This window comes from Microvirga sp. P4_A5 (genome assembly GCF_056402495.1).
In genome coordinates, this window is the sequence record NZ_JBFUHH010000133.1 from 1 (window position 1) to 9,654 (window position 9,654).

The following is a 9,654-nucleotide window of genomic DNA, read 5'->3' on the forward strand; positions in this document are numbered from 1 at the left end:
AGCCAGCTCAACACCATCAGGGTCGTGAGCTGCACGGAGGCTGCATGGCGGTTTCTCGGCCTGTCGCTCGCCGGGTGGAACGTGCTGATCTCGCTGGCGCTCGCGGCCGTCGCCTGGGTGGCGGCGCGGCGCCCGTGAGGCCTCAGGGCTCCAGTTCGCTGTCCCAGTAGAGATAATCGAGCCAGCTGTCGTGCAGGTAGTTCGGCGGAAACAGCCGGCCGTTGGAATGCAGATCCTGCAGGGTCGGCGCGAAGGGGCTTTGGCGGGGCCACATCTCGACGTGGCTGGGCAGGCGGTCGCCCTTTCGCAGATTGCAGGGTGCGCAGGCGGCCACGACATTGTCCCAGGTGGTCTGGCCGCCCTTGGAGCGGGGGATGACGTGGTCGAAGGTCAGATCCTCGCGGGTGCCGCAATATTGGCAGGTAAACCGGTCGCGCAGGAAGACGTTGAAGCGGGTGAAGGCCGGGTGTCGCGACGGCTTGACGTAGGTCTTGAGAGAAATCACCGAGGGCAGGCGGATTTCGAAGGAGGGACTTCGGACCGTCTTGTCGTATTCCGACACGATGTTGACCCGATCGAGAAACACCGCCTTGATGGCGTCCTGCCAGCACCAGATCGACAGCGGGTAGTAACTCAAGGGCCGGTAATCGGCATTGAGAACGAGGGCCGGGCAGGCCTCCGGTCGCACAACAGGCTGGACGTGTATCGTCACCGTATCTCCTCGGTCAGAAGAGCAGCACCCCGTATGAGAAGACTACAGGAATTGCGACGCTGTTGTGAAGCGGGGCTGCGGCAACTCTATGACGCACCCACAAGAAAGCCGAAATGCCGCAAATTTGCCTGGCCTGCCGGGCCTTGCCGGGAGAGCCGGGGAGCCCGATCCCCCCGGCGGCCCATCGTCCCATGACCTTTTTTCAACACGCGGCCGCCGATATCGAGCACGCGATCATGCTCTACGGCGTGATGGCGCTGTTCGTGGTGATCTATTTCGAGTCCTTCGGCGCGCCGCTGCCCGGCGAAAGCGCCCTGATTGCGGCGTCGCTGCTCGCCACGCGCGGCGATCTTGCCCTCGGACACGTGTTTCTGGCCGCTTTTCTAGGCGGTCTCCTGGGAGACAGCACCGGATTTCTCATCGGCCGTTTCGGCGGCCGCAAGCTGCTGGTGCGTTACGGCCCGCTCGTCAAACTGACGCCCGAGCGCCTCGCCCGGGTGGAGCGCCTCGCGCAGACCCGAGGCTTCCTGATGGTGCTGGGGGCTCGCTTCGTGATGGTGCTCCGCCAGCTCAACGGTCTCGTCGCGGGGTCGGCGGGCATGCCCTGGCACCACTTCGTCGTCGCCAACGCACTGGGAGCAGCCTTGTGGGCGGGGCTCTGGGCGCTCGGCCCGTATTACTTCACGGACCTGTTCCGCCGCTTCGTCTAGCGCTTGGGGACCGTGCCTGAGGCTTTCAGCCGGGCGATCTCCTCGCGGATCGGACCGAACGGGCCGTAGACATGCTGTTGCGGGGTGAAGCTGTCCGCATAGGGACCATAAGGCGTGTCCGCGGGCTTCTGGAGAAGATCGGGATAATCCTTGGCGAGATCCGGCTTCACGGGGCGCGGCTGGGACACCACGAAAGCCGCGACGTCCCAGGCATCCTCCGGCGACAATCGCGGCATGACGTAACTGGTGCCGTTCGGCATGTTGTCATGGACGAAGTTCGCCACCGTACCGAGGCGGTTCATCCCGGCGCCGTTATTGAAGCTGTCCGGTCCCCACAGGGGCGGCACCATATAGCCGAAATCCGGCTCCGCGCTCAGGCGACGAAGGCCGCTTCCATCGGGAGCATGGCACATGGCGCAATTCTGCCCGTAGAGCGAGGCACCCCGCACGGGATCGGCCGGTCGGTCGAGTTCCGGCATGTCGCCTGCGCCATACCCGGTGAGAATCTGACCCGGCTTCACGCCGACCGACAGGAACTCGATATAGGCGACCATTGCGCGCATTTCCGGCGCTGTTTCGGCAAGCGGCCGGCCGTTCATGCTTCGGGTCATGCATGAATTCAGCCGCTGCGCGATCCGGATCGATTGGCCGCTCTCCGCATCGTATCGCGGAAACTGGTCAATGAGGCCCCATAGCGGATTGCCGAACCTCTTGGCGCCCGCATCCAGGTGGCAATTGCGGCAGGCGAGATTGTTCCCGGCGTAGCGTTTCTGGACGTCGGGGACATTCGGCCCGATATGCGCGTAGGTGGCCGTGATGAGATCGCGGCCACGCCTCACGAGGCGACCATTTTCGTCGTCGGGCAGGGATCCGATATCGGGGACATTCCAGAAAGGGTCAGGCTCAAGCGGCGACCTCTCAGCCCGCGCGCCCGGCGCCGGCAGGAACGCAACGAGCAGGCAAAGAATCGCGCCTAACAGGCGTTCGAACATGCGGGCCCCCCGGCATTGGCGGACGCCATCCTGCCAGCTCGGCTGGAGATCGAACAGTATTTTAGCGGGTCGGGACCGGCTTCTCGCCGCGATAATCGTAGAAGCCGCGTTTCGCCTTGCGGCCCAGCCATCCGGCCTCGACGTATTTCACCAGGAGCGGGCAGGGGCGGTACTTTGAATCCGCCAGCCCCTCATGCAGCACCTGCATGACCGACAGGCAGGTATCGAGGCCGATGAAATCGGCCAGCTGCAGCGGCCCCATGGGGTGGTTGGCGCCCAGCCGCATGGCCGTGTCGATGGCCTCGACCGAACCGACGCCTTCATAGAGCGTATAGATCGCCTCGTTGATCATCGGCAGCAGGATCCGGTTGACGATGAAAGCCGGGAAATCCTCCGACACCGTCGTGGTCTTGCCGAGCTTGCCGATGAATTCCTTGGCGGATTCGTAGGTGGGGTCTTCGGTGGCGATGCCGCGGATCAGCTCCACGAGCTGCATGACCGGCACAGGGTTCATGAAGTGGATGCCGATGAAACGCTCGGGCCGGTCGGTCGAGGCTGCAAGGCGGGTGATCGAGATCGATGACGTGTTGGTGGCGATCATCGTGTGCGGTCGCAGGGACGGGCACAGGGCTGTGAAGATCTTGCGCTTCACTTCCTCGTTCTCGGTCGCAGCCTCGATGACGATGTCGCACACCGCCAGATCGTCATAGGTCGGGGCCGCGACGATCCGCGCAAGCGCCGTCTTTCGCTCCGCGTCGGTGATGGCTTCCTTGGAGACCTGCCGGGCCATGTTGCCGGTGATGGTCGCGAGGCCGGCATTGATGCGCTCTTCCGAGAGATCGTGCAGGCGAACGTCGAAACCTGCGAGCGAGCAGACATGGGCGATGCCGGAGCCCATCTGGCCAGCACCGATCACGCCCACGGTTTTGATCTCGATACCCATCGTGCCTGTCGCCTCGGACGCTCGTCATGAAAAGGGCCCGGACGGCGCCGCCGCCCAGGACATTCACATTCCTGACCCCATTACCCGGCTTTGGTCAACTCTTCTTGCAGCTGGGGGAGGATCGTGAAGAGGTCGCCGACGAGTCCATAATCGGCGACCTGGAAAATCGGCGCCTCCTCGTCCTTGTTGATGGCGACGATCACCTTGGAATCCTTCATGCCGGCAAGATGCTGAATCGCGCCCGAGATGCCGACCGCGATGTAGAGCTGGGGGGCCACCACCTTGCCGGTCTGTCCCACCTGCCAGTCGTTGGGCGCGTAGCCCGCATCGACCGCGGCGCGGCTCGCCCCCATGGCGGCGCCGAGCTTGTCGGCGATGGGCTCGATATACTTGGCGAAGTTCTCGGCCGAGCCGAGCGAACGTCCGCCCGAGATGATGATCTTGGCCGAGGTCAGCTCCGGCCGATCGGTCTGGGCGATCTCCTCGCCCTTGAAGGTCGAAATCTGCGGGTCCGCCGCAGCGGTCACGGTCTCGATGGGCGCCGAACCGCCCTCGGCCGCCGCCGGGAAGGCCGAGATCCGCACCGTGATGATTTTCTTCGAATCCGTCGCCTGCACGGTCTGGATGGCGTTGCCCGCATAGATCGGGCGCTCGAAGGTGTCGGGCGACACCACCTTGGTGATGTCCGAAATCTGCATCACGTCGAGGAGGGCCGCCACCCGTGGCAGCACGTTCTTGCCCGTGGTGGTCGCCGCCGCGACGATGGCGTCATAGTTTCCGGCCAGCGACACGATCAGGGCGGCGACAGGCTCGGCGAGCTGGTGTGCGTAGGACGGCGCGTCGGCCAGCAGCACCTTCTCGATGCCGTCGAGTTTCGCCGCCGCGTCCGCCGCGGCCTTCGCATCGGCGCCGGCAACCAGCACATGAACCGGCGCGCCAAGGGCCTTTGCGGCCGAGAGCGCCTTGTGGGTGGCGTCCTTGAGATGAGCGTTGTCGTGCTCGGCGATCAGCAAAGTGGTCATTCGTTCGATCCTTCTCAGAGCACGCCGGCTTCGTTCTTCAGCTTGTCGACGAGTTCGGCCACCGAGCCGACCTTGACGCCCGCCTTGCGACCGCCGGGCTCGGCGGTCTTGAGCACCTTGAGACGCGGCGTGATGTCGATTCCGAGCGCCTCGGGGGAAGTTTCATCGAGGGGCTTCTTCTTGGCCTTCATGATGTTGGGCAGGCTCGCGTAGCGTGGCTCGTTCAGGCGCAGGTCCGTGGTGACGATCGCAGGGAGCTTGAGGCCCACGGTCTGCAGGCCGCCATCGACCTCGCGGGTCACGTCGATGGTGCCGTCGGCCGGCGCAATCCGGAACGCGAAGGTGCCCTGCGGCCAGCCCAGCAGGGCCGCCAGCATCTGGCCGGTCTGGTTGGCGTCGTCGTCGATCGCCTGCTTGCCCAGGATGACCAGATCGGGCTTCTCCTGCTCGACGACCTTCTGCAGAAGCTTGGCGACGGCGAGAGGCTCAACGGTGGCGTCGGTCTTGACGAGGATGCCGCGATCGGCCCCCATGGCCAGAGCCGTGCGGAGGGTCTCGCCCGCCTGCTGCGGGCCGATCGACACTGCGACGATCTCGCTGGCCTTGCCCTGTTCCTTGAGACGGATGGCTTCCTCGACGGCGATCTCGTCGAAGGGATTCATCGACATCTTGACGTTCGCCAGCTCGACCCCGGAGCCGTCGCCCTTCACACGGATTTTCACGTTGTAATCCACAACGCGCTTCACACACACCAGAAGCTTCATGGAGCTGTCCTCATCGCAAGATCAGCCCGGATGAAGCGCATCGCCGCCTATCCGGACGGGCAGGGAAATGGTTGCCGGGACCCTATATCGCAGACGATGTTTGTCAACGCGGCGCTTGCACTTCCTGCGCCCGGACGCGCGCGAGGAGCGGGTCGTAACGACGGCGCATCAACGGCGTCAGCAGCGCGCCCGCGATAAACCCGCCCAGATGCGCAAACCACCCCACGCCGTCATCCGCGCTGAAGAAGGCCGAGGCGAATTGCAGGACGAACCAGAACCCGATCGCCCAATAGGCGGGAAGCCGCAGCGGCAGGCCGTTCAGGAACAGGGCCCAGATCCGCACCCGCGGATACAGGATGAGATAGGCCGCGACGATGCCCGACACGCCCCCCGAAGCACCGATCAAGGGGCGGTGGGAGGCCGGGTCGATCACCGCATGGAGAATGCTGGCGGCCGTTCCGCACAGGACGAAGAACACAAGAAAGCGCCAATGCCCCATGGCGTCTTCGACATTGTCGCCGAACACCCACAGAAACAGCATGTTGCCGATCAGGTGAAACATCGATCCGTGCAGGAAGATGTTCGTCGCCAGCGTCAATTCCACAGGCACGAAGGGAAAGCCGGAAGGCAGGATTTCGGCGCCGAACAGAACCGCCGGAATCAGTCCGAAACCCGCCACCATCTCGTCCGCGCCGATGGGGGTGTGAAACGTCAGAAAGTAGATGGCGACGCAGGCGACGATCAGCGTGCGCGTCCCGAGCGGCGTCTTCAGGTTCTTCAGCGGGACGCCGTCATGGAGCGGGAGAAACATGATCCAGCGTCAGCGGTTCTGGCCGGGGACCCAGAGGACGTCGAGCGCGCCTTTGTCGTTGATGTAGCGTGACGCTACGAAAAGCAGATCCGACAGGCGGTTCAGATAGCGCACCGCTTCGGGCGACACGACCTCGTTCGGCTTCCCGGCGAGTTCGACCACGCGGCGTTCCGCGCGGCGGCAGACCGTCCGCGCCAGATGGAGTGCCGCGGCGGCGGCGGTTCCACCCGGCAGCACGAAGGACCGCAAGGTCGACAGATGCGCGTTCATGTCATCGATCTCGTGCTCGAGTCGATCGACCTGACCTTGGGTGATGCGCAGGGGCGCGTAGGGAAGTGGCTTGCCGGTCTCGACCGTCGCCAGGTCGGAGCCGAGATCGAACAGATCGTTCTGAATGCGGCTCAAAACGGCATCGAGCGGGTCGCCCGACGTGTGCAGGCGAACGAGGCCGAGGCACGCATTGGTCTCGTCGACCGTGCCGTAAGCCTCGATGCGAAGATCATATTTCGGCCGACGCCCTCCCGCTGCGAGAGCCGTCGTCCCGGTATCGCCCGTGCGGGTATAAATCCGGTTCAGAACCACCATGGGGCTCTCCAGAATATGTGGTCAGAACGTATAGCCGACCCGTGCGCCCACATTGGTCAGGCCGCGATTGTCGGAGCATGCGCCGGCATTGGTCAGGTGTTCGAGCGTCGCCATCACGCTCCAGTTCGCCGAAAGCCTGACACCCACCGAACCGGATTCGCGGAAGAGCGGCGAGCACCCCAGAGTTTCGAGGTTGCGCGGGCCGCGCGTGCGGGTCTCGCCGTCGTGGAACGCGCCGCCGAGGCTGCCTTCCACGAAGAGCTGCGGCGTGATGTCCACGCTCCAGGACAGGCCCGCATACGCAAAGCTCGTCTGGCCGTCGAAGTTCAGGCTGCCGCCCACATGGGGACGGGGAATGAAGTAACTGGTGAAAAGGTCGGAGGCCGTGAACGGCTTGGCGAACAAGATTTCGCCCGTGAGATTGGCAGAGTTGCCGCGCCCGTCAGTTCCCCAGGGATCCTGCGCCGAAAAACCGAACCGGAACTCCGAAAGCAGGCCTGGTTGGTTACCGGCCGGCTTTTTCCAGTCCTGCGCCAGGGCGCAAGGGGCCACCGCGGCTGCGAGCAAAAGGCTCAGACCTGTAACTGTGCCCAAACGCATACGGGGGTCGTTCCAATGTGAATCAAAGAGAATGTGGCCACGGCAACATATCGAACCATGGCTAATGAAGTCTTATAGAGGATGCCGAAAGGATGCTGTCAATACGGGCCGATCAAACCGCGCGCCACCAGATGACGCCCATAATGATGATGATGGCCACGAATTGCAGCAGCACGCGAATGCGCATGAGTCGCTGGGACGTGTTCGCATTGCCGCCGCGCAGCATGTTGAAAAGTCCCAGCACGAGGACGATTGCGACGGCAAGAACGGCGAGCGGGACGAGAAGATCGACGAAACTGGTCATAGGGTTCCCACGAGGAAAAGCGGCGCGGAAGGTGGCGCGAACCGCCCATCAGCGCAAGTGCACGGGCAAGTTGTCAATTGCGCCGCAGCAACCGGTCGAAATAATCCAGCTCGTCCTGGGATCGGGTGGGGTCGCCGAGCTTGCGCCGAAGCTCGTCGAGAATGCGCGCGGCCCGTTCGGCGGCGCCGCCGGGATCCACAATTGTCCGGCCCTCGGACGCCTCGCGCGAGCGCGTGGGTCGGCCGAGCGGGTCGTCGTCCGGCGTTCCCGCCCGCCGGGTTCCCATGGGATCGGACTGATTGCCCCCCTGATCGCCCGGCTGCTCGCCGCCCTGCTGACCCTGCTGACCTTGCTGCCCCTGTTGGCCCTGCTGCATCTGCTGCATTTGCTGGGCCATGCCCTGCATGCCTCGCCGCAGGCCTTCGAGAGCGCGGCCCTGGGCATCGACCGCTTCGCCGTCCTGCCCCTGGCCGAGCGCGCCCTCGGCCTCGCGCATGGCGTCCTCGGCGTCCCCGAGACCCTGCTCGTTCTGCATTCCCTGGCCCTGCATCCGCCGCTGCAATTCGCGCAGGCGCTCCCGGAGGGCCTGCTGCCTCTGGCTTAGACCCTGGCCTTGCTGCTGCTGGTCTCCCTGCTCGCCATTGTCGCCATTCTCGGCCTGTTCCTGATCGTCGCCGGGTTCGCCCGGCTGACCGCGCTGCCGCTGCCCCGGGCGCTGCTGCCGGCTCCGATCGCCCTGCTGCATCCGCCGGTTCTGGCCCTCCCGGAACGTGTCGTCCCGTAGGTTCTGCTGGTCGCGCGCCATGTCCTCGAGGTCGCGCATCGATTGCTGCATCTCGCGGCCGAGGGGGTCGGTCATCCGGCTGTTGGGCTGGGCGGTCCGCAGGTTCTCCAGGATGTTGCGAAGCTCATTGAGCAGGCGCTCGGCCTCGGCCATGTCACCGCGCCGCATGGCGTCTTCCATCCGTTCGAGCATGCGGTTGAGGTCGTTCTGGGAAATCACCCGGTCGGGCTGGCGCGCGTTGGGATCCTGCGCCGTGGGATTATCCTGCATGCGCTGGGCGAATTCCCGCAGGAAGCGGTCCATGGCCTGGCGCAATTCGTCGGTCAGGCGCCGGATCTCGTCGTCGGACGCGCCGCGGTCCATGGCCTCCTTCAACCGGTCCTGAGCGGCCCGCAATTGCTGCTCGCTGTCCGACAGGTTGCCGTCCTCGATCTGCAGAGCCATGGTCCACAGCCAATCCGCCACTTCGACGAGGGCCTCGTCGGTGCGGGCCCGGCGCAGGCGGTCGGCGCCAAGTTTCAGGCCCATGAACACGCCCCATTGGGGGGTGAAGGTTTCGGGCTCGATCAGCAGGGCATCCAACGCGGTCTGGACGCGTTTGCGATCGTCCGGCGCAAGAATGAGGTTGCGGCGCTGTTCAACGAGCGCTTTCGCCAGAGGATTGGAGAAGGGCCGCTGCGGCAGGGTGAACTCGACGGAATCGCTCATGGCCTCCTGGCCGGCCTCGTCCTTCACACGTAGCCGGATGCGAACCTGGGCGCCGGCCCAGGCATGGCTCGACAGATCGACGAGCGAGCGCGTCTCGGGCGCATTATCCTCATGGCTGGGGATCGCCAGAGAGAGCGTGGGGGCAGGCACAAGGGTGCGACCTGCGAGGCTGCCGGAGCGCTCCACCGGGCCCTCGATCGAGGCGATGCCGTAATCATCACGCCCCTTGTAGGAAAGGGTGAACCCGCCTTTGTCGTTGGCCTCCGGCGGCCCCGAAAAGGCTATTTCCGGCGCCCGGTCGGGGATGGCCTCGAAGGTGAGGCGGGCCGTGCTGGCAAACCCCGTCTTGATGGTGATGTCGGCGTTGCCCTCGAGCGTGAAACGCTCCTCGCGCAGGTCCGTCCGCGCGCCTTGCTTCGGGGGGAGGGGCGCGAGACCGGCGCTTGCCGCGACGTCGGCCGTGCCCTCGCCGGCGATGCGGATCACGACCGTCGAGCGGATGGGCGCGCGCAAGGTGTGGCTCTTGGCGAGATCGATCATGACGGGAGGCGCGCGAGTGTAGAGCGGCGGGTCCACCCAGCCGTCGATCCGGAAGGCCGGACCCGCCTCGGCGGGCTGACGCCAGTCGAAGGCCGCGGTGATGCGCGGTCCCATTTCGGGTCCCGCCACGAACGCGCTCGCAACGAGCGCCAATACCGCCACCGCCCGCAGGGCGTAGC

The 9,654-nt window shown here is 65.2% G+C and carries 12 protein-coding genes; 2 read left to right on the top strand and 10 right to left on the bottom strand.

From position 1 onward, the window contains the following. On the top strand, nucleotides 1-138 hold a 138-nt coding region (locus tag AC1DVM_RS21285), incomplete at its 5' end, for a disulfide bond formation protein B (RefSeq protein ID WP_477257831.1). Nucleotides 139-142: 4 nt separating this feature from the next. On the opposite strand, the gene AC1DVM_RS21290 is transcribed toward AC1DVM_RS21285, so the two are convergent. Next, on the bottom strand, nucleotides 143-712 hold the full coding sequence (locus AC1DVM_RS21290; protein ID WP_477257809.1) for an HNH endonuclease: 570 nt from the start codon (nucleotides 710-712) through the stop codon (nucleotides 143-145). A 191-nt stretch (nucleotides 713-903) separates the two neighbouring features. Here AC1DVM_RS21290 and AC1DVM_RS21295 point away from each other — a divergent pair, with 191 nt between their 5' ends. Continuing rightward, the gene (locus AC1DVM_RS21295; RefSeq protein WP_477257811.1) at nucleotides 904-1,422 is read left to right on the top strand and encodes a DedA family protein; all 519 of its coding nucleotides are present in this window, start codon (nucleotides 904-906) and stop codon (nucleotides 1,420-1,422) included. On the opposite strand, the gene AC1DVM_RS21300 is transcribed toward AC1DVM_RS21295, so the two are convergent. The 9 genes from AC1DVM_RS21300 to AC1DVM_RS21340 all read right to left on the bottom strand — a co-directional run. Beyond that, complete coding sequence (locus tag AC1DVM_RS21300; RefSeq protein ID WP_477257813.1) at nucleotides 1,419-2,414, bottom strand: c-type cytochrome; 996 nt, start codon at nucleotides 2,412-2,414, stop codon at nucleotides 1,419-1,421. The genes AC1DVM_RS21295 and AC1DVM_RS21300 overlap by 4 nt on opposite strands. 61 nt (nucleotides 2,415-2,475) lie before the next feature. Beyond that, nucleotides 2,476-3,357 carry a 3-hydroxybutyryl-CoA dehydrogenase gene (locus AC1DVM_RS21305; protein WP_477257815.1) on the bottom strand — a complete coding sequence of 294 codons (882 nt, stop codon included), beginning with the start codon at nucleotides 3,355-3,357 and terminating at the stop codon, nucleotides 2,476-2,478. Nucleotides 3,358-3,437: 80 nt separating this feature from the next. Then, nucleotides 3,438-4,379, bottom strand: a complete 942-nt coding sequence (locus AC1DVM_RS21310; RefSeq protein ID WP_477257817.1) for an electron transfer flavoprotein subunit alpha/FixB family protein — start codon at nucleotides 4,377-4,379, stop codon at nucleotides 3,438-3,440. A gap of 14 nt (nucleotides 4,380-4,393) precedes the next feature. Then, nucleotides 4,394-5,143 (bottom strand): electron transfer flavoprotein subunit beta/FixA family protein, encoded by a 750-nt coding sequence (locus AC1DVM_RS21315; RefSeq protein ID WP_477257819.1) that lies wholly within the window; start codon nucleotides 5,141-5,143, stop codon nucleotides 4,394-4,396. Between the two features lie 103 nt (nucleotides 5,144-5,246). Next, the gene (locus AC1DVM_RS21320) at nucleotides 5,247-5,954 is read right to left on the bottom strand and encodes a rhomboid family intramembrane serine protease (protein WP_477257821.1); all 708 of its coding nucleotides are present in this window, start codon (nucleotides 5,952-5,954) and stop codon (nucleotides 5,247-5,249) included. A 9-nt stretch (nucleotides 5,955-5,963) separates the two neighbouring features. Continuing rightward, complete coding sequence (locus AC1DVM_RS21325; protein ID WP_477257823.1) at nucleotides 5,964-6,539, bottom strand: cob(I)yrinic acid a,c-diamide adenosyltransferase; 576 nt, start codon at nucleotides 6,537-6,539, stop codon at nucleotides 5,964-5,966. A gap of 21 nt (nucleotides 6,540-6,560) precedes the next feature. Further along, on the bottom strand, nucleotides 6,561-7,139 hold the full coding sequence (locus AC1DVM_RS21330) for an acyloxyacyl hydrolase (RefSeq protein WP_477257825.1): 579 nt from the start codon (nucleotides 7,137-7,139) through the stop codon (nucleotides 6,561-6,563). 112 nt (nucleotides 7,140-7,251) lie between these two features. Then, the gene (locus AC1DVM_RS21335; protein WP_477257827.1) at nucleotides 7,252-7,443 is read right to left on the bottom strand and encodes a twin transmembrane helix small protein; all 192 of its coding nucleotides are present in this window, start codon (nucleotides 7,441-7,443) and stop codon (nucleotides 7,252-7,254) included. Between the two features lie 73 nt (nucleotides 7,444-7,516). Next, the coding region (locus tag AC1DVM_RS21340; RefSeq protein ID WP_477257829.1) for a TIGR02302 family protein at nucleotides 7,517-9,654 on the bottom strand (2,138 nt) is incomplete at its 5' end.